The sequence below is a fragment of the Streptomyces sp. NPDC088732 genome (assembly GCF_044751205.1).
Classification (GTDB): domain Bacteria; phylum Actinomycetota; class Actinomycetes; order Streptomycetales; family Streptomycetaceae; genus Actinacidiphila.
Genome location: NZ_JBIVLI010000001.1, coordinates 448,471 through 468,733 on the forward strand (window position 1 = coordinate 448,471; position 20,263 = coordinate 468,733).

Consider the following 20,263-nt stretch of genomic DNA (forward strand, 5'->3'; position numbering starts at 1 on the left):
ACCGTGCGGCTCACGCCCCCGCGGCGAACTCCGCCATCCCGTCGGCGAACCGGACACCCGGCGTCCACCCGAACTCGTCACGCAACCGGGCCGACGAAGCGGTGATGTGCCGAACGACGCCGAGCCGGTACTCACCAGTGGTCACCGGTCCCGGCCCGCCACACGCCACACGCCACCGACAGCGCACGGGCCAGATCGCCAACAGTGCGCGGACACCGCGAGAGCGGTGGCGTTCGCCGCCGCGGCATCGCGGACGTGGCAGCCGGCACCGTGCGGCTCACGCCCCCGCGGCGAACTCCGCCATCCCGTCAGTGAACCGGACGCCCGGCGTCCACCCGAGCTCGTCCCGCAACCGGGCCGACGAAGCCGTGATGTGCCGAACGTCGCCGAGCCGGTACTCACCAGTAGTCACCGGCTCCGGCCCGCCACACGCCACCGACAGCGCACGGGCCAGATCGCCAACAGTGCGGGGTTCGCCACTGCCCACGTTGTAGGCACGCAGCGTACCGACGGCGCCACCGGAGTCCCCGGCGGCGCGAACAGTCGCAAGAGCGGTCGCGTTCGCCGCCGCGACGTCACGGACGTGCACGAAGTCCCGCCGCTGGCCACCGTCCTCGAAGACGCGGGGGGCCTCGCCGCGCGCCAGGGCGGAGCGGAAGAGCGCGGCGACTCCGGCGTAGGGGGTGTCGCGGGGCATGCCCGGGCCGTAGACGTTGTGGTAGCGCAGGGAGACCGCCCGGCCCCCCACGGCGCGTGCCCAGCAGGCGGCCAGGTGCTCCTGGGTGAGCTTGGTGGTCGCGTAGACGTTGCGCGGGTCCGCGGGGGCGTCCTCCTCGACGAGACCGGGGCGCAACGGCTCGCCGCACTGCGGGCACGGGGGCTCGAAGCGCCCCGCGGCGAGGTCCTCCGGCCGCCGCGGACCGGGGCGGACGAGGCCGTGCCGCTCACAGGTGTAGCGGCCCTCCCCGTAGACCACCATCGAGCCCGCGAGCACCAGTTCGCGCACGCCGGCCCCGGCCATGGCCGCCAGCAGCACCGCGGTGCCGAGGTCGTTGCAGGCCACGTAGTCCGGAGCGTCGGCGAAGTCCTTGCCGAGGCCGACCATGGCGGCCTGGTGGCACACGGCGTCGACGCCGCGCAGCGCTTCGGCCACGGCCGCGGGGTCGCGGACGTCGCTGCGCAGCAGCTCGGTCCCTTCGGGCGCGGGGCCGTCCGCGCGGTCCAGGATCCTGACTCCGTGGCCGTCTTCGAGGAGGGCGGTGACGATGTGGGAGCCGATGAAGCCCGCGCCGCCCGTGACAAGTACCAGCATGCTGTCGACCGTAGGTCCTGGCAGGCCCGGCCCCGCCCGGACGCGCGCGGCCGTCAGGGGTTCGTAAGCTTCCGGGGCATCTGGGAGCGGCGCCGCACCGGCCCCCGCCGCGCGGCCCCGGCGCAGCCGTCACCGGTCGAGGGCGGGCACCTCCAGGGTCAGCGTGCCGGCGTCCGCGTCGAGCACGGCGGGCACGCCCAGCGGCACGGTGAGGCTCCTGTCGCCGTGGCCGAACCCGAGTTCCTCCACGACCGGTACGCCCAGCCCGCCCAGCCGGTCGCGCAGCACCTCGCGGACCCGCTCGTAGGGGCCGCAGTCCTGCCAGGAGCCGAGGGCGATGCCGGCGAGGCCGTCCAGGAGGCCGGAGCGGAGCAGCTGCGTCAGCATGCGGTCGATGCGGTACGGCTCCTCACCGATGTCCTCCAGCAGCAGGATGCCGCCGGTCAGTTCGGAGCGGCCGTCGGGGGTGCCGATCCCCGCGGCCAGCAGGGAGAGGCAGCCGCCGACCGTGATCCCGCGTGCCGTACCGGGGACGAGCGTGCACGCGTCGGCGGACCCGAGCACCCGCACGGTCTCCGGCGCGAAAAGCGTCGCCCGGAGGTGGTCGCGGGTCGGCTCGTCCTTGATGAACGCCTGGGCCGCGACCATCGTGCCGTGCAGGGTGGCCAGGCCCAGCCGGAGGGCGAAGGCCTCGTGCAGCGCGGTGATGTCGCTGAAGCCGAGCAGCACCTTCGGGCCGGCCGCCCGCAGGGCGTCCCAGTCCAGCAGGTCGGTCATCCGCTGGACCCCGTAGCCGCCGCGTGCGCACAGGACGGCGGCCACGCCGGGGTCGCACCACGCCTGCTGGAGGTCCTCGGCCCGGGCGGCGTCCTCCCCCGCGAGGTAGGGGAATCCGGGCCGGCGGTCCAGCACGTGCGGTGCCACCACCGGGTCGAGCCCCCAGTCACGGAGGACGGCCAGGCCCGCCTCCAGCCGTTCCGCGGGCACCGGCCCGCTGGGGGCGACGACGGCGACGCGGTCGCCCGGTACGAGCCGGCGCGGACGGACCAGGGGGGCGAGGGGACGCGGGGGACGGGGAGATGTCACTTGCCGAGCTCCAGAGGGGGTACACCGGGCGGGGTGAAGCCGAGGACCTGCCCGTAGAGGGCGAGTTCGGCCTCCAGTGAGGTGATGAGCGTGTCCTCGCGCCGGAAGCCGTGACCCTCGCCCTCGAACAGCAGGTAGGCGTGCGGGATTCCGCGCCCGGCGACGCGGTCGAGGAAGCGCTCGCACTGCACGGGCCGGCAGATCACGTCGTCTGTGCCCTGCAGGAGGAGGAAGGGCGCCGTGAGCCGGTCGGCGTGGGTGATCGGCGACCGCTCGCGGTAGCGGTCCGGGACCTCGGCCCACGCGCCGACGAGCGAGTCCAGGTACTGCGACTCGAAGTCATGGGTCTCACCGCCCGCGGCCCAGCCGGTGAGGTCGAGCAGGGGGTACCGGATGACACCGCACGCGTAGACGTCGGTGGTCGTCAGCGACGCCGCACTGGTCCAGCCGCCGGCGCTGCCGCCGCGAATGGCGAGCCGGGCCCGGTCCGCGATGCCCTCGGCGGCCAGCGCCTCGGCGACGGCGGCGCAGTCCGCCACGTCGACAAGGCCCCATTGCCCCCGCAGCCTTTCCCGGTAGGCACGCCCGTAGCCGGTGGAGCCGCCGTGGTTGACCTCGACGACGCCGATGCCGCGGGAGGTGAAGTAGGCGATCTCCAGGTCGAGCACGAGCGGGGTGCGGCTGGTGGGCCCGCCGTGCACCCACACCACGTAGGGCGGCAGTTCGCCCTCGGGCGCCGCGAAACCGGGGTTGCGCGGCGGGTACACCTGGGCGTGGATCTCCCGCCCGCCGGGCCCGGTGAAGACCCGCTCGACGGGTTCGGGCACGAACGCCGGGTCCACGACGTCCTCGTGGGCGGCGCCGACGACGCGGCTGTGGCCCGTGCACGTGTCGAGTTCGACGACCTCGAAGGAAGTGCGCGCCGAGGCCGCCACACCGATGACCCGCGTCCCGGACGACGCGAGGGGACTGGTCCACTCGCTCCACGGGCCCGGCACGTCGGCGAGTTCACCGGTGGCCGGCTCGAGTATCCCGAGCCGCTGCGCCCCGCGCCCGTGGAGCACGGCGACCGTGCCGCTGTCCAGCGGCGCGAACCAGCGTGCCCCCATCTGCCAGGCGGGCCCGGCGAACTCCTCCTCCCGGGGGCAGAGGTTGACGGCCGTGCCGGTGGCGGGGTCGACCCGGTGCAGATTCCACCAGCCCGTGCGGTCGGTGGCGGCCAGCAGCGTCCCGTCCGCAGCCCACTCGGCCTGCGCGACCGATTCGGCGGGTCCGCCGATGACCGAGCGCGCGGCGCCGAAGGTGCCGTCGGCCGCGACCTCCGCGAGCATGAGCTCGGTGCCGTCCCAGGGCATGCGCGGGTGGTCCCAGGCGATCCAGACGGCCTGCCGTCCGTCCGGGGAGAGCCGGGGCGCGGTCACGAAGCGGTGTGTGTCGTCGGACAGTTCGCGCACGGCGTCCCGGGACTCCGCGGCGGAGCCGTCCAGCGGCACGGCCGCGAGCACTCGCCGCACGTCGACGGGGCCGTCACCGGTGAACTCCTCCAGTACGCACCAGACCTCACCGCGGTCGAGGTGGATCTGGGGGTCGGCCCAGCGCAGGCCGTCGCCCACCGGGGAGAGGGGGGTCAGCGGCCGGGGCACCGCGTCGGCCGACCCGGGCTCGTAGGCGTAGAGCCGCTGGTCGGCGAAGTGGGCGAAGACGATCAGCGGACCGGACGCGACCGTCGTGCCCGCCCAGGCCCGGCCCCCGTACTCGATGACGCGGGTGCGGACGTTCCACGGCGCGGGCAGCGGTGACTCCGTGCGGCCGTCGGCGAGCCGGCGCACCAGTGCGCGCCGGCCGCCCTCCGCGGGGCGGGGCTCGGTCCACCACACCTCCTCGCCGACGAAGCCGGGGAACTCCGGGCGGCCGTCGTGGGCGGCGGCGGTGCGGGCGTCGACCGGCGACTCCCAGGCACCGTACGGTGCGGTGCGCGGTGTCGGGTTCATCGTTCTCCTCCGGTGGCCGGGGTGTGCGCGCCGAGCAGGAACCGGTCCAGGACCTGGACGCCGAAGTGCAGGCCGTCGACGGGAACGCGCTCGTCGACGCCGTGGTACATGCCCGCGTAGTCGAAGCCCTCGGGCAACCGGAGCGGGGAGAAGCCGTACCCGGTGATGCCCAGGCGGGAGAACTGCTTGGCGTCGGTCCCGCCGCCCATCACGAAGGGCACGACGTGTGCCCCGGGGTCGAAGTGCACCAGGGCCTCGCGCATCGCCGCGAAGACCGGGCTGTCGACGGGAGCTTCCAGGGGGATCTCCCGGTGGTGGTACTCCCACCGCACGTCCGGGCCGGTGAGTTCGTCCATGGTGGCCGCGAACTCCTCCTCGCCGCCCGGCAGCACGCGTCCGTCGACGTGGGCGGTCGCATGGCCGGGAATGACGTTGATCTTGTACCCGGCCTCCAGCATCGTCGGGTTGGCGCTGTTGCGGATAACCGGCTCGACCAGCGCGGCCGCGGTGCCGAGCTTGGTGAGCAGGCCGTCCACGTCCGCGAAGTCGGGCTCGACGCCGTAGAGCGCGGCCAGTTCGGTCAGGGCGGCCCGGACGGTGGGGGTGATCCGCACCGGCCAGTGGTGCTCACCGATGCGGCCGACGGCCGAGGCGAGACGCGTCACGGCGTTGGTCCGGTTCACCTTGGAGCCGTGGCCGGCCCTGCCGTCCGCGGTCAGCTTCAGCCAGGCCGTGCCGCGCTCCCCGGCCGCGACGGGGTAGATGCGCTTGCCGGGTCCGGCATGGAAGGTGAAGCCGCCCGACTCGCTGATGCCTTCCGTGCAGTCGTGGAAGAGCCCGGGGTGCCGGTCGGCGAGGAAGCCCGATCCGTAGGCCGCGCTGTCCTCCTCGTCGGCGGTCAGCGCCAGCACGATGTCCCGTGCGGGGCGCACGCCCTCGCGTGACCACGAGCGCACCGTGGCCAGCACCATGGCGACGGTGCTCTTCATGTCGATGGCGCCGCGGCCCCAGACCACCCCGTCGCGCACCTCCCCGGAGAAGGGGTGCACGCTCCAGTCCTCGGCCTGCGCGGGCACGACGTCGAGATGCCCGTGGACCAGCAGGGCGCCGTCGGCGCCCGCCCCGGTGCCCTCGATGCGCGCCACCACGTTCGCCCGCCCGGGAGCGGACTCCAGGACGGCCGCCTCGACGCCGGCCTCGGCGAGCAGCCCGGCCGCGTACTCCGCCGCCGGACGCTCGTTGCCCTGCCCGCCGCCGTGGTTGGTGGTGTCGATCCGGATCAGTTCCGAGGTGAAGCGGACCGCCTCGTCGAGTGCCTGGGTGTCAGCCATACTGCTCCTCCACTGCTGACGAGACGAGGGTGGTCACGGCCTTGAAGCAGCGGATCCCCTCGTACATGGTCGGTGAGGTGTACGCGACGCGGCGCTCACCCGTGCGCTCGACGCCGGGCACGATGGCCGCCGCGCCCGCCAGGTGCTCCGCGTCCAGTTCGAGCTCGATCGCGAACGGCCCGGCCTGGGCCGGTTCGTGCCGTACCGCGACGCCGACCGCGTCCTTGGCCGCCGCCCGGATGTCCGCCGCGGTACGGGCCGGCGGCCGGCACACCGCCGCGTAGCGCGACACGTAGTCCTTGACGGCCACCGTCCGCGCCGACGGCGCGTAGCGGTGGGCGTCCAGCGCGGTGCGGTCGTCGCCGGTGACCAGGACGACCGGCACCCCGTACTCCTCGACGACCAGGGAGTTCAGCCACCCCTCGCTCGCCCGGTCGCCGTTGACCCACACACCGGTGATGGAGTTGGGGAGGTAGGTGTGGGCGAGCACGCCTTCCGTTCCCGCGCCCGTGTGGTAGCCGACGAAGGCCACCCCGTCCACGTCACCGTGCTGGACGCCCTCCACCATGGACAGGTCCTTGTGGCGGCCGGTGAGCAACTGGGCCCGCTCGTCCAGTTGCTCCAGCAGCAGATTGCGCATGCTCCAGTGCGCCTCGTTGATCACGACCTCGTCGGCCCCGCCGTCGAAGAAGCCGGCGACCGCCGCGTTCACGTCCGAGGTGAACAGGTGCCGGCAGCGTTCCCACTGCCCGCTGCCGGGCACGACGTCACCGGGCCAGGTCACCCCGGTGGCGCCTTCCATGTCCGCGCTGATCAGGATCTTCATGCCACGGAACGTTACGCAAGGTCATCGGCGCACACCAGGCCCCCACCCGGCCTGTGGAAAACTTCCCGCGGCAACCCCCGATCGGCCCCGGCCGGCATCGCCGGCCCGTCCCGGCCGCGGGAGGAACCGAGCCTGGCGAGCGTGTCGTGCCCCGACATCCGTCACGTCGGTCACGTCCGCGCGGCGGCGCTCCGGCACGGCAGCTGCTGCTCGAACCAGACCGTCTTGCCCTGCGCCGTGCGGCTCGCGCCCCATTCCCGCGCCAGCCGGCTGACGATGCGCAGCCCGCGGCCCCGCTCCTCCTCCGGGCCCGAGCCGAGCAGAACGGGCAGGGCGTGGTCGTCGTCGGTGACCTCGCACAGCAACGCGTCCGCGCGCACCAGCCGCAGTTCGACGTGGCGCGTGTGCGCGTGCCGTACGGCGTTGGTGACGACCTCGCCGACCAGCAGCGCGGCGGTCTCGGCGGCCTCCGGCGCGCCCCAGCGCTCCAGGGTGTCGCGCGTGAGCGCACGGGCCCGTCGCACCTCGCGCGTGTCGAGGGCGAGCTGCCAGGTGACGACGTCCTCCCGTGCGATGCCGCCGAGGCGGGCCATCAGCAGGGCGGTGTCGTCCGTGCGGCCGCCGGGCCGGCCCAGCGCGCGGATGACCGTGTCGCACGCGTCGTCCATCGAGGAGGCCTCGCGTGTGGCGCTCTCGCACAGCGCCGCCAGTCCCGTGCCCGTGTCCTGGTCGCGCGCCTCCACCAGTCCGTCGGTGCACAGCAGCAGCCGGTCCCCCGGCGCGACCGGCACCCGGACCGTCTCGAAGGCCACGCCGCCGATGCCGATCGGCGCGCCCGTGGGCACGTCCAGCAGCTCGGCGCGGCCGTCCCCGGCACGCACCAGCACGGGCGGGGTGTGTCCGGCGTTGCCGATCGACAGTTCGCCGTGGACCGGGTCGTACACCACGTACGAGCAGGTGGCCAGGTAGTTCTCGCCGAGCCGCTGGGCGAGGTCGTCGAGGCTGCGCAGCAGTTGCGCGGGCGGCAGGTCCAGCGCGGCCATGGTCTGCACGGCGGTGCGCAACTGCCCCATCATGGCGGTCGCGTGGAGTCCGTGCGCCATGACGTCGCCGACGACCAGCGCCACCCGGGAGCCGGGGAGCTTGATGGCGTCGAACCAGTCGCCGCCGGCGCGTCCCCGCCCGTTGCCCGGCCGGCTGCGGGTCACCACGTCGCAGCCGGGCATGCGTGCCGTGATCTGCGGCAGCATGCCGGCCTGGAGGGTGTCGGCGATGTTCTCCTGATACGTGTACATGCGGGCGTTGTCGAGCACGAGACCGGCCCGGGCGGCCAGTTCGGCGCCGGTCACACGGTCCATGTCGTTGAACGGCGGCCGCTCGCGGTGGCGCAGCAGGATCACGAAGCCGAGCACCACGTCACGCGCCTTGAGCGGCACCACCAGCATCGACCGGCCGGTGATGAGCGGCCGGATGTCGCGCTTCTCGAACTGCGCGGCGATCTCCTCGCCCATGGGCTCGGTGATCCTGGGCACGAGGACCGGCTGGCCGCTCGTCATGCACTGGAAGAAGGGGGTGTGCTCGGGGAAGGTGGTCGACTCGCCGACCGGCACGACGTCGTCCCAGCGGCCGGGTTCGTCGGTGTGCTCCACGGCGACCTGGTACCACACGGTCGTGACGTCCGGCGGCCCGTCGGGGAAGCCCTCGCCCGCCGGCACCTGTGCGCGCAGATAGGTGGCCGCCACGTCCGTGAAGCGCGGCACCACGGCGGCGCTGACCTCCTGGATCGTGCGGGACAGGTCCAGGGAGCTGCCGATGCGGCCGCTGACCTCGTTGAGGAACTCCAGGCGTTCGCGGACGGCTGCGTACTCGATGTCCGGTTCCACGTCCTCGGCCGCGGCGGCCCGCGGGTCGGCGGCGGCCTCGCGGGCGGCGCGCAGCCCGTCGGCGCGGCGCTCGGCCCTGCGGGGCACGCCCCAGTCGGGGGTGACCGGGACGCGGTCGTGCCGGCTGATCTCCAGGACGGGGTAGCCGAGTTCCAGGACCTGGGAGACGATCCGGCCGCTCTCGGCGACGCCCATGCTGGGCAGGATCTCCGGCAGCCGCTTGGCGAGTCCCTCGGCGCCGGGGAATTCGGTGTGCAGGGCGAAGCCGGGGGCGATCCGCTCGAACTCGCCGCCGGCTTCTGCCTCCTGACCGGCCTCGACATGCAATTGGGCTGCGTCGGCGGCGAGTACGAGGAGCGTCTCGGGCCCCGGCCCGACCAGGGGGTAGGACCACCAGAGCACGTCCACCGGGGCGTCGTCGACAACGGTGTCATGGCTGCGGTTGAGACGTGCGCGCCCCGCGGTGGGGTAGGAGGTCTCACCGCTCAGTGAGGCGTCGAGGTCGGGACCCTCGTAGGGGCCGAGGGAACCGGGCCCGTAGGCGGCGCCGCTGACGGTGTCCGTGCCGTAGGGACCGCCCGCGCCGTCGCCGAGGGCACCGGAGACCGGCAGCAGGTCGATGGCGGAGCGGCCGATCGCCTGCTCGCGTGTGCTGCCGAAGAGTTTGCGGGCACCTGTGCTCCAGTGGGAGACCAGCCCGTCGCGGTCCACGACGACCACGGCGAGCGGAATGCGTCCCGAAAGGCCCGTACGCTGCGGCGGCAGCGCCGGACGGCTGCCCTCCCCGAGCGGGGTGCGACGTTCCATGACGCGCTTCGGCTCCTTCCCCTGTGGTGCCGGACACCGATCGCGGCCGGGCGTGGTCGGCGCCCCGCGCATGATCTGCGGCTCCGCCACCACGGTACGACCGCCACCGGGTGCCGCGCGCGTCATTGCGGCAAACTTGCGTACTCCAATGTGAAATTGACAGAACGTCACTGACGAAGGAACCCGCGCGTCAGTCCTCGTAGCCGAGGAGCACGTCGCGCTCGGCGCGTCCGCCGCCCGCGAGGCGGAGGACGGTGGCCACCGGCGGGTAGCCGGAGGCGATCACCGTGTACTCCCCCGCGGCCAGGTCCACGAAGCGGAAGGTGCCGTCCGCCCCGGTTGTGACGGTGTCCAGGACATTGCCCGCCGCGTCCAGGAGCGTGACCCGTGCGTCCTCCACCGGCCGCCCGCCGGGGGCGCGCACGGTGCCGCGCAGCATCGCGCCACCCGCGAGTTCGACGTCCTGCCGGGTCTCCCGGGCGGCCTGGACGGAGACCGGGAGCGCCGCGGGCCGGTACGCGGGGGCGTTGGCCGCGAGCGTGTACTCGCCGGCGATCAGCTCGGTGAGGGTGTAGTCGCCGTCGCGGCCGGTCCGCGTGCTGGCCACGACGTCGCCCCCGGCGTCCGTGAGGGTCACCGTCGCCTCGCGCACCGGGGTGCCGTCGGCGGTGTGCACGATCCCGGCGAGCCGCCCGGCGCCGCCGAGCACGACGTCCAGTTCCACCGCACGCTCGCCGACGGTGACGCTCACGGCCTGCGGCTGGTGTCCCCCGGCCGCCGCGATCAGCACATAACTGCCGCCGCCCGGTGTGCTCAGCGCGTACCGGCCGTCGTCCCCTGTGGCGCCGCGACCGACCTGACGCCCGGTCACATCGATGAGGGTGAGCGCGGCCCGCCCCACGGTGCTGCCGTCGGCGTGCTGGACCGTTCCGCACACCGGGACACCTGCGAGGTCGGCCTTGCGGGCGGTGGGGACGTGCTGGGTCACCAGGGGTTTCTCTTTCAGGAGGAAGGCGAGCAGGAATCCGGTCGCCAGGACGGGCACCAGGTAGAGGAAGATGCGCGGCATCGCGGTGGCGTACGCCTGCACATAGGCGTCGCGCAACGCGGCCGGCATCGCGTGCACCATCTGCGGTGTGATCGACTGCGCGTCGGGCAGTGCGGAGCCGCGCGGCAGACCCTCGGCCAGCCGGTCCGCGAGGCGGTTGGCGAACAGGGTGCCGAAGACGGCGGCGCCGACCGAACCGCCGATCTGCCGGAAGTAGTTGTTGGCGCTGGTGGCAGCGCCAAGGTCAGCAGGGCGCACCGAGTTCTGCACGGCCAGGATCAGCACGGGCAGCACCAGGCCGATGCCGAGTCCCAGGACCGCCATGTAGACGCTGTACTCGGCACGCGGGGTGTCGATGTCCAGCCGCGAGAGCAGCCACATGCCGAGCACCGACAGCGCTCCACCGAGCAGGGGGAAGACCTTGTAGCGGCCGGTGCGGCTGATGAGCTGTCCGGAGACGACCGAGGCCAGGACGACGCCCAGCATCATGGGGAGCATCAGCAGCCCGGACTCGGTGGCGCTGACCCCGTTCACCATCTGCAGGAAGGTGGGCAGGTAGCTGGCCGCACCGAAGAGCCCGACGCCGGTGACGGCGCCGATGAGGGCCGACACCGTGAAGATCCCGTCGCGGAACAGCCGCAGGGGGATGACCGGTTCCACAGCGAACCGTTCCACCACCACGAAGAGCACCGCGCAGAGCGCCGCTCCGGCGCCCAGTCCGATCACGACGTCCGAGTCCCACGCGTAGGTGCTGCCGCCCCAACTCGTCAGCAGGACCGCGCAGGTGGAGCCCACGGCCAGCAGCAGCGCCCCCAGCACGTCCAGCCTCGGCCGCACCGCGGGCCGGGGCAGCCGCAGCACGACGGCGATCATGGCGAGGGTCAGCAGTCCGAAGGGCACGTTGATGTAGAAGCACCAGCGCCACGAAGCGTGGTCGGTGAAGAAGCCGCCGAGCAGCGGTCCCGCCACCGACGCCAGACCGAACGCGGCGCCGATCAGGCCCATGTAGCGGCCGCGCTGCCGGGGCGGGACGATGTCCGCGATGATCGCCTGCACGCCGATCATCAGGCCGCCGCCGCCGATGCCCTGCACGGTGCGGAAGGCGATGAGCTCGTTCATGGTGCGCGACCAGCCGGCCAGCGCGGAGCCGATGACGAAGACGACGATGGCGAACTGGAAAACGATCTTGCGTCCGAAGAGGTCGCCCAGCTTGCCGTACAGCGGCAGCCCGATGGTCGAGGCGAGCAGATAGGCCGTCACGGCCCACGACATCCGGTCCAGCCCGTGCAGTTCCCCGACGATCTTGGGGAGCGCGGTCGCCACGATCATCTGGTCGAGCGCCGCGAGCAGCAGGGTCAGCATGAGCCCCAGGAAGACCAGCCGCACCCTGCGGGGCGTGAGGTCGGCGGCGGGAATCCCGTGGCCCGAGGACGCGCCGTCGTCCGCGCCCCCGCCCGCTCCGGCGCCGGGCTTGTCGGCAAGGGGTTCGCTCCGATCGGTCAGAGTCGTCGCCATCGTGCCGCCCATCGCCGTGTCCACTCCCCTCGTCGCGCCTGACCTTTCGACAACGACCAAAAGGCCCGGGAATGCGCCGTGGACGTGCAGAACCACCCGTTCAAGTGACCAACTCGCAGGCCCGTGCCCATGGGGCGGCGGTCGCCGGACGCGGACGGTGGTCGGCGCACGGTTGTCGGCGGACCGCCGTCACAGGAGCAGGCTCAGCGGGAGGAGCAGCAGGACGGCCACGACGGAGGCGACCGAGACGCCGACCGTGCACGTCTTGAGCGTGCCCCGGGTGGTCTGCCCCATCAGCGACTGCAGGAGCCAGAAGGTGTTGCTGGTGACGTGCACGGCGAAGAGCGAGCCGGCGCCCACGGCGAGCGCGACCAGAACCGGGTCGAGCCCGAGGGCGGGCGAGATCGGGGCGAGGATGCCGGCGGCCGTGATGGCGGAGATGGTGACCGAGCCGATGGCCATGTGCAGCACGGCGGCGACGGCCCAGACCAGCAGCAGGGGCGCCACGTCACCGGTGGTGAAGTAGCCGCGCAGGATGTGGCCCAGACCGCTCGCGGCCACCACTGCGGCCAGCGAACCGCCGACGGCCGTGAGGATGAGGATCTGGCCGCTGTCCTTGAACCCGCGCACCACGGCGCGCTCCACGCCTTCGCGGCCCACGGCGGCCCTGCCGACGAGGACCGTACCGACGAGTCCGGTGAGCAGAGCCACCACGGGGTTGGCAATGAAGGACAGGACGGCGTTCCTGACGCCGAGCGCGTCGAAGACCGCGCCGATGGCGATCATCAGCAGGGCGGCCAGGAGCGGGGCGAAGCGGACGAACAGGCCCGGACCGTCAGCGGACACCGGGACCGAAGCCCCCTCGGCGTCGGCGGCCGGACAAGTACCTGACCGGCTCACCGGGGGCCGGACCGGCCCCGCCGTCCTCGGACGGCCGGGTCCGTGGACGGCGCCCACGAGGGCGACCGTCGGCAAGGACCGCACCCTCACCGGCCATGCCGTCCGCTTGGTGTCCTTGGTGTCCTCCTTGGCTTCGCTCTCCGCCGTCCTCGGGGGTTCGGGCGCAACGGGCTCCATGGCGGTGTTCTCGTCGGTGGCGCTGTTCCAGAAGCCCCGCCGGAAGAAGAACGTCATGATCGACACGGAAATGAGGACGGTCGGGACGACCAGGACCAGGCCCCACAGCAGCATCGTTCCCAGCGGTACGTGCAGCAGGGCGGCCAGGGCGAGCGCCCCGACACCCGGCACCATGAGCACGATTCCGCTCTCCAGGCCGATCGCCAGGGCGGCGGCCATGCGCGCGGGCCCCCAGGGCCCGATCCGCCGGGAGGCGGTGCGGGCCAGCGGCGCGCAGATCACCAGGAGCACGTCGAGGTAGATCGCCTGCAGGAGGGTGGCGATGGTCAGCGCCATGGAGTGCGGCAGCCGCCGGGGGCCGAAGAGTCTCAGCAGGTGCTCGACCAGCCGCTCGATGGCACCCATCTCCTTCAGGAGCGAGCCCATGAGCACACCGAAGGCGATCAGCAGGCCCACCTCGGCCATGATGTTGCCGAAGCCGGTGGTGATGGTCCTGACGGTCTTGTCGGGCCCGAGCCCGGTCGCGAGCCCCAGGTAGAGCGAACCCACCACGAGGGAGATCACGGGGTTCACGCGGAAGCGGACGATCAGCACCACAATGGCGACGATCGCGACGCCGGTGTTGACCAGTACGGGGATCTGCGACATCCGCTCGCTCCTTGCACACGCGGTGCCGGGGAAGGCGAGTACGGCCAGGCGCCCCGTCGTGGTGCGGAGGCGGGCTCGTCCACAACCGGCTCTCTGTGAGACGGCATCTCATCATGAGAGTACTCCGCTGCGCGATCCATTGCGCATGCATGGGCCGGCACCCCGTATACCCCGTCCTGTCAGCTCAGTAAGCACCCATTTGAAGCGATATAACGGATTTCTTGACGGGAAGCCTCGTGACCCACATGCTGGAAGTTGACATCACGATATGGGTTGCGAGGTGATCGCAGATGCCCGAATCGTCTGCGCGTCATGGAGAGGCGCCCGGCCCCCTCGCGGGGCTGCGCGTCCTGGAGATGGGCAACTTCATCGCCGCCCCCTCGGCCGGCCGCTTGATGGCGGATCTCGGGGCCGACGTCGTCAAGGTCGAACGGCCGCGCGGCGGCGACGAACTGCGCCGGTGGCGGCTCCACGAGGGCGACACCTCCCTGCTGTTCCGCGCGATGAACCGCAACAAGAGGTCGCTCACGCTCGACCTGGGGCGCCCGGAAGGCCGCGACATCGCCCTCGCGCTGGTCCGCCGCTGCGACGTGGTGCTGGAGAACTTCCGCCCCGGCACCCTGGAGCGCTGGGGCCTGGGCGAGGAGCGGATGCGCGGCGCCAACCCCGGTCTGGTGCTGGCCCGGATCTCCGGCTACGGGCAGACCGGGCCGTACCGCGACCGTCCCGGCTTCGGCGGGGTCGCGGAGGCGGTGGGCGGGCTGCGCCAGCTCACGGGGTATCCCGACCGGCCCCCCACCCGGCTCGGCATCAGCCTCGCCGACTCCGTGGCCGGCCTGTACGCCGTCGTCGGCACCCTGGCCGCGCTCCACCGCCGCGCCGCCACCGGGCGCGGGGACGTCGTGGACGTCGCCCTGTACGAGGCCGTGTACTCCCTGACCGAGTCCCTGACGCCCGACTACGACGCCTTCGGGATCGAGCGGGAGCGCACCGGTGGCGCGCTCCCGGGCATCGCGCCCTCCAACACCTACGCGTGCCAGGACGGGCGTTACGTGGTGATCAGCGGCAACGGCGACGCCGTCTTCCGGCGGCTGATGACCGTCATCGGCCGGCCCGGCCTGGCGGACGACCCGCGCCTGGCGGACAACGCGGGCCGGGTGCGGCACGTCGCCGAGCTCGACGCGGCCATCGCGGCCTGGACCGCCGGACTGCCGCACGAGCAGGTCCTGATGCGGCTGGACGCCGGAGACGTCCCCTGCGGCCCGATCCTCACCGCGGCCGAGATCGCCAAGGACCCGCACTTCGCGGCACGCGGCATGCTCGAACGCCATCGGGTCGCCATAGCCCCCGGATGGCACCAGGACGTGGCCTTCCCCGGCGTGGTCCCCAAACTCGCCGAGGCGCCCGGCCGCACCCGCTGGCTCGGGCCCGACCTGGGCGAGCACACCGACGCCGTCCTGGCCGAACTCGGCATAGGGGCGGGCCGCCGGCAGGAACTGCGCGACCTGGGGGTGGTGTGAATGCCCGGCACCCCCGACCATGTGCTGATCACGGACGTCCTGCTCCGTGACGGCCTCCAGAACGAGCCCGTCGTGATTCCCACCGCGGACAAACTGCGCCTGGCGTACGGCCTGCTGGACGCCGGGGTGACCTCACTGGAGGCCGGATCGTTCGTCCGCCCCGACAAGGTGCCGCAAATGGCCGACACCAGCCTCCTGCTCGCCCGGGTGCGGCCCGGCGAGTCGGTCGCCCTGCACACCCTGGTGTTCAACGAACGGGGCGCGCGGCGGGCGGTCGAGGCCGGGGCGCGCGACGTCCGGCTCACGGTCTCCGCGAGCGACGGCCACAGCCTCGCCAACGCCGGTGTGCCCCGGGACGCGGCCCTGGACCGGCTGGCTCCGGCCGTCGAGATCCTGACGGCCTCGGGTGTGCGCCTGGAGGCCACGATCGCGACCGCGTTCGTCTGCCCGTACGACGGTGAGACGGACCCGGCCACGGTGGTCGCAGCGGCCCGCCGGCTGGCCGGGTTCGGCATCCGCGTGCTCCATCTCGCCGACACCATAGGGGCGGCCGGTCCCCTGCACATCCGCCGCACCGTCACCGCCGTGCGGGAGGCGCTGCCCGAACTCCCCGTCGGGCTCCACCTGCACAACACGTACGGCATGGCGCCGGCGAACGTGTGGGAGGCGCTCCGGCTGGGCGTGCGCCGCTTCGACGCGGCGCTCGGCGGCATCGGCGGCTGCCCCTTCGCCCCGGGCGCCGCCGGCAACCTGGGGACCGACGACCTGGTCCATCTCTGTCATCACGCGGGCATCGCCACCGGCATCGACGTCGGCCGCCTCACCGCGGTGCGCGAGCAACTGCGGATCCTCCTCGGCCACCGGCTCGACTCCGCGCTCGCCGCCGTGTCCTCCGCACCGGTGCCTCTGTGCCTGGGCACCGCGACGGCGGGGACGGCCGGCTGACATACGGTAGCCGTCGTACGCGACGGACGTCCGGCCCGGAAGACGCGGTGATACCCATGAGCGAGAAGGCGGGGACCGCGCCACTGCTGGTCCTGCAGAAGATCCGCCAGATCCTGGAGTGCTTCACCATCGAGCGGCCCGAACTCAATCTGCAGGAGATCACCCGGGCCACCGGCCTGCCGGGCAGCACCTGCCAGCGCCTGGTGCACAACCTGCTGCGGGAGGGGTTCCTCGACCGCGACGGGGACGTCTACCGCATCGGGCTGCACTTCGTGCAGTGGGCGGCGCCGGGCACCTTCGGCCTCGACCTGGTGCGGCTCACCCGGCCCGCGCTGCAGCAACTCCGCGACCGGAGCGGGGAGACGGCCTGCCTCTATGTGCGGGACGGCGCGCACCGCACCGTCGTCTCGCTCGCCGAGACGCACCATGTGGTGATGCGGATGTTCGCGGTGGGCATGGTGATGTCCCTGCACGCGGGCTCTGCGGGGAAGGTCTTCATGGCCTTCGACCCCACGGCCCGCCGCGACGCGGTCGGCCACGGCCTCACCCGCCACACACCGCGCACCGTGGTGGACATCGACCTGCTGGACGACCAGTTGGAGGAGATCCGCAGAACGGGCTTCTCCGCCACCTTCGAGGAGCGCGACATCGGCGCGGCCTCGATCAGCGCGCCGGTCTTCGGCAGCACCGGCGAGGTGGTGGCCGCCCTCGGTATCGGCGCGCCGACCCAGCGGCTCACCCCGGCAGATGTGGGACGGCTCGCCCCTGGTGTCGTCGAGGCCGCCGAGGAAGCCTCCCGCTGCCTGGGCTACCGGCCCGGTATCCGGGACGGCGCCGGAGCGCACTGAGCGCCCGGCGCCGGCCCGGCACAGCGGTTCGCTCCCGCCGGCTACTTCTCGGTCTCGGCGGCCAGGCGGGCGAGCACCGCGTCCTGGATGCGGTTGAGCCCCTTGGGCGCGAAGGTGCGCTCGAAGAAGCCGCCGATGCCGCCCGCGCCGGTCCAAGTGGTGCTGACCACGGCCTTGGCGCGGCCCTCGCCGGCCGGGGTGACCGTCCAGGTGGTCACCATCGAGGAGTTGCGGTCGGTCTCGACGAGCTGCCCGGCGGTCGGCTCGGTGACCGCGAACAGGCAGTCGCGGATGCGCTTCTCCGTCGCCTGGAGCTTCCAGTGCACCAGGGTGCCGGCGCCGCTCCCGCCCTCCCGCACCTCGTACTCGCTGTACTGCTCGGGCAGCAGCCGCTGCCGGGTCCCCGCGTAGTCGGCGAGCGCCGCGAAGACGCTCTCCGGGCTCGCCGCGATCTCGCGCTGGGTGGTGGCCTCGACCTGTGCCATCGCCGTCCTCCGGTGACTTGCCGTGATCCGTGTGCCGTCACGGCAAGCCAATCACCACGGGCGCGCCCCCGCGAAATCGGCGGCTCCCATCGGGGCACCCGGGGGCCCGCGTCGCGGCCGGTCCCCGGACGGGGGCCGGCCAGGAGTGCTTCAGCGGCGGACCGGGACGAGCTGGAGGTAGTCGAGGTTCCAGTTCTGGTAGGCGTCCTGGGGAAGGCTGATCCGCAGGGTGTGACGGCCGACGGTGAGCCGCTGCTGCACACCGCTGGGCTGCAGGACCTCCTTGCTGTGGCTCGTGGTGTTGCGGATGTCGACCCGCTTGCTCTCGACGCCGCCGTCGAAGGAGACGGTGTAGGTGCCCGCGGGCGAGTACGGCGAGGACGCCCGGACGGAGAGTGCGTACGTCCCGGTCCGCGGGACGTCCACGTCATAGGTCAGCCACTCGCCGCCGCGCATCCAGCCGACCCGGACGTTGCCGTCGGCGTCCTCGATGTCGACGTCCTCGCCGGGCCGCATCTTCAACCCGCCATTGTTCCCGCCGTCGTTGTCGTGGTAGCCCCTGTCCTGGCCGGGGAGGAAGTTCTCGGCCTGGACCCGTACGCCGCCGTGCGGAACGGGGTCGCCCTCGCCGGTGCGGAGCCAGGACTCGAACTTCTCCACATCGTCCGTCTGGAAGATCGTGGTGTCGAAGCTGCGCGCGAGGGCCTCCCAGCCGCGCAGCGGGTCGGTCAGCGACGCCTCGTCGGTCATGTGGTCGGACAGGCCGTTCCACATGGTGTTGTTGAAGACGCGGCTGTGCCGGGCCACGGCGTCGAGGAACGGCTTGCGGGCGACGGCGTCCTGGACGCTGCCGTAGTTCACCTCGTAGGCCACCGGCTGGTCGTCGCCGAACGCGGCCACGGCCCCCAGGTTGCCGTCCGTGATCATGTGCATGTAGAGGGCGCCCTTGTGGGTGGCGAGGAAGTCCTGGACCTCCGGCACCGGGGCGTCACTCTTGTAGAGGCCGTTGCCGACGGTGCCGGTGCGGGTGAGCACGTCCCAGACCTGCTCCCGGAACGGCCAGCCCTTGTCCAGGTTGATCAGCCCGCGATTCTTGGCGAGTTCCATCGCCTCCTCCAGCGTGGGCACCTGCTGGTCGGTGACCGCCGCCTGGCCGCCGCCAAGTCCCTCGCGCAGGCGGAGCTGCTCGATCTGGGCGAGCGTCATGTCGGAGACCGCGCCGCGTCCGTTGGTGGTGCGGTCGACGGTGGTGTCGTGCATCAGGACGGGAACGCCGTCCTTCGTGAGCTGGATGTCGGTCTCGATGATCTCGGCACCGTCGTCGTAGGCCGCCTTGAACGCCGCCAGCGAGTTCTCCGGGGCCTTTCGCCACTGGCCCCGGTGCGCGGTGGTGAGGATCTTCGCGTCGGAGCCGTGGTCGAGCAGATCCCGGTAGGCACGTACCGCCGCCGTGCTCCCGGGTTTGCCGGAGCCTCCGAAAAGGTACGACGTGCTGTCCGAACCGCGGCCGGCGGCCAGGCCGATGTCAGCGGACGGGAGACCCCCGCCGAGCACGGCAGCGGCCACAACCAGCGTCAGGGACGCGGCGGCTGCGGTAGCACCACTCACAACTGATCTCTTCATGGGCCGGAGAGTAGGAAGGCGCCGGGAAGGGACGACGTACGTCGCACGCCTCTCCGAAGTCCGAGAATTGAACATCGCCACGCTCGAGGACGGCACGGAAATTCAATCGGCGCGACTTTGTGATCGCCCGCACCAACCGTCCGAGGCCGTCCACGGGTTGCGGCACCCGCGGTCATTCACGGAGAAGGTGTGGCGCGGATATTCCGGCACCGCAATGGCACACGCACGACTCTTCCCGCCTGCCAGGACACGGCCGGCAGAGTTCTGCCCGCGGCGTCCCTCCCCCGTCTTGGGACATCACGGATGCCGTGCCCAAGCCGGCCGGTTCAGCCGAGGGACATTGGCGCCAGGATTCCATGCCCCTGTCCCCGGGATTCCCTTTCGGGCATTCCCATGGCGTGCTTACTGCCGGAAAGCCGCCGAGGCTCCAGCACAGCATTGTTCCGCATGGCCGTGGCGTCCACGCCCATGAACGCGCGCGGTCCTGGCATGATGCCCGCATGCGCGTGTGGATGCCGGTCCCGGACCGGGACTTCGACGTGACCGAGGTCGCCGTGCCGTGGCACGTGCTCACCCTGGCAGGTCACGAGGTCGTGCTCGCCACCGAACGGCCCGGCACCCGGCCCGCGGCCGACCCGCGGCTGCTGGACGGGGTGGTGTTCGGCCGGCTCGGTGCCGCCGCGGAGGCCAAGGACCGGTACGAACAGCTGACTCGCAGCGCCGCGTTCGAGCACCCGGTGGGCTGGGAGGACACGGACGTCACGGAGTTCGACGGGCTGCTGCTGCCCGGCGGGCACGCGCCGGGGATGCGCCAGTACCTGGACTCGGGCGTACTGCGGGAGCAGGTGGCCCGGTTCTGGGCACTGGACCGGCCGGTCGGCGCGATCTGCCACGGAGTCCTCGTGCTGGCCCGCACCAAGGACTTGGATACGGGCCGCGGGCTCCTCGCCGACCGCCGCACCACCTGCCTGCCCAAGTACATGGAACGTACCGCCTATTGGACGACCGCCTGGCGCCTCGGCCGGTACTACCGCACCTATCCGGCGTACGTGGAGGACGAGGTGCGCGACGCGCTCTCCGACCCGGCGTCGCAGTTCGAGCGGGGACCCCGCGTGCTGACCCAGCGGGGAACCGAGGACGACGACACCCACGCGTTCGTCGTCGAGGACGGCCACTATCTGTCGGCCCGGTGGCCGGGCGACGCGTATCTGTTCGCCCGCCGCTACCTCGCCCTCCTCGAACAGCACGCAGCGGGCTGAGGTACACGGAGCCGTGAAACGCCCTTACGTCGGATCGCGGCCGCGTCACTGACGAGGAC

At 72.6% G+C, this 20,263-nt stretch carries 15 protein-coding genes; 4 read left to right on the forward strand and 11 right to left on the reverse strand.

Going from position 1 to position 20,263, the window contains the following annotated elements:
* Positions 1-10 precede the first annotated feature (10 nt).
* The 9 genes from ACIP9H_RS01900 to ACIP9H_RS01940 all read right to left on the reverse strand — a co-directional run bounded on the left by ACIP9H_RS01900 (position 11) and on the right by ACIP9H_RS01940 (position 13,524).
* Complete coding sequence (locus ACIP9H_RS01900) at positions 11-145, reverse strand: hypothetical protein (RefSeq protein ID WP_401956851.1); 135 nt, start codon at positions 143-145, stop codon at positions 11-13.
* A 132-nt stretch (positions 146-277) separates the two neighbouring features.
* Complete coding sequence (locus tag ACIP9H_RS01905) at positions 278-1,312, reverse strand: NAD-dependent epimerase/dehydratase family protein (protein WP_401956854.1); 1,035 nt, start codon at positions 1,310-1,312, stop codon at positions 278-280.
* A 129-nt stretch (positions 1,313-1,441) separates the two neighbouring features.
* Positions 1,442-2,398, reverse strand: a complete 957-nt coding sequence (locus tag ACIP9H_RS01910; protein WP_401596686.1) for an LD-carboxypeptidase — start codon at positions 2,396-2,398, stop codon at positions 1,442-1,444.
* Positions 2,395-4,389 carry a prolyl oligopeptidase family serine peptidase gene (locus ACIP9H_RS01915; protein ID WP_401596683.1) on the reverse strand — a complete coding sequence of 665 codons (1,995 nt, stop codon included), beginning with the start codon at positions 4,387-4,389 and terminating at the stop codon, positions 2,395-2,397. Before ACIP9H_RS01915 ends, ACIP9H_RS01910 begins: the two co-directional genes overlap by 4 nt.
* The gene (locus ACIP9H_RS01920; protein WP_401596680.1) at positions 4,386-5,720 is read right to left on the reverse strand and encodes a M20/M25/M40 family metallo-hydrolase; all 1,335 of its coding nucleotides are present in this window, start codon (positions 5,718-5,720) and stop codon (positions 4,386-4,388) included. Before ACIP9H_RS01920 ends, ACIP9H_RS01915 begins: the two co-directional genes overlap by 4 nt.
* Complete coding sequence (locus ACIP9H_RS01925) at positions 5,713-6,546, reverse strand: M55 family metallopeptidase (protein ID WP_401596677.1); 834 nt, start codon at positions 6,544-6,546, stop codon at positions 5,713-5,715. Before ACIP9H_RS01925 ends, ACIP9H_RS01920 begins: the two co-directional genes overlap by 8 nt.
* Positions 6,547-6,716: 170 nt before the next feature.
* Complete coding sequence (locus ACIP9H_RS01930) at positions 6,717-9,236, reverse strand: SpoIIE family protein phosphatase (protein ID WP_401596674.1); 2,520 nt, start codon at positions 9,234-9,236, stop codon at positions 6,717-6,719.
* Between the two features lie 190 nt (positions 9,237-9,426).
* Positions 9,427-11,811, reverse strand: a complete 2,385-nt coding sequence (locus tag ACIP9H_RS01935; RefSeq protein ID WP_401956860.1) for an MFS transporter — start codon at positions 11,809-11,811, stop codon at positions 9,427-9,429.
* 177 nt (positions 11,812-11,988) lie between these two features.
* Positions 11,989-13,524, reverse strand: a complete 1,536-nt coding sequence (locus tag ACIP9H_RS01940) for a GntP family permease (RefSeq protein ID WP_401956863.1) — start codon at positions 13,522-13,524, stop codon at positions 11,989-11,991.
* 290 nt (positions 13,525-13,814) lie between these two features.
* Between ACIP9H_RS01940 and ACIP9H_RS01945 the strand changes: the two genes are divergently transcribed.
* The 3 genes from ACIP9H_RS01945 to ACIP9H_RS01955 are packed head-to-tail and all read left to right on the forward strand — an operon-like array spanning position 13,815 to position 16,837.
* Positions 13,815-15,044 (forward strand): CaiB/BaiF CoA transferase family protein, encoded by a 1,230-nt coding sequence (locus tag ACIP9H_RS01945; protein WP_401596666.1) that lies wholly within the window; start codon positions 13,815-13,817, stop codon positions 15,042-15,044.
* Complete coding sequence (locus ACIP9H_RS01950) at positions 15,045-15,989, forward strand: hydroxymethylglutaryl-CoA lyase (protein ID WP_401956866.1); 945 nt, start codon at positions 15,045-15,047, stop codon at positions 15,987-15,989.
* Positions 15,990-16,045: 56 nt separating this feature from the next.
* Positions 16,046-16,837 carry an IclR family transcriptional regulator gene (locus tag ACIP9H_RS01955; protein WP_401956868.1) on the forward strand — a complete coding sequence of 264 codons (792 nt, stop codon included), beginning with the start codon at positions 16,046-16,048 and terminating at the stop codon, positions 16,835-16,837.
* Positions 16,838-16,878: 41 nt separating this feature from the next.
* Here the strand turns inward: ACIP9H_RS01955 and ACIP9H_RS01960 are convergent, their stop codons facing one another.
* Positions 16,879-17,322, reverse strand: a complete 444-nt coding sequence (locus ACIP9H_RS01960; protein WP_401593699.1) for an SRPBCC family protein — start codon at positions 17,320-17,322, stop codon at positions 16,879-16,881.
* Positions 17,323-17,472: 150 nt separating this feature from the next.
* Positions 17,473-18,945 carry a glycerophosphodiester phosphodiesterase family protein gene (locus tag ACIP9H_RS01965; protein WP_401956871.1) on the reverse strand — a complete coding sequence of 491 codons (1,473 nt, stop codon included), beginning with the start codon at positions 18,943-18,945 and terminating at the stop codon, positions 17,473-17,475.
* Between the two features lie 500 nt (positions 18,946-19,445).
* Between ACIP9H_RS01965 and ACIP9H_RS01970 the strand changes: the two genes are divergently transcribed.
* Positions 19,446-20,204, forward strand: coding sequence for a type 1 glutamine amidotransferase domain-containing protein (locus ACIP9H_RS01970; protein ID WP_401956874.1), 759 nt, complete (start codon positions 19,446-19,448; stop codon positions 20,202-20,204).
* The last annotated feature ends 59 nt before the right edge of the window (positions 20,205-20,263 follow it).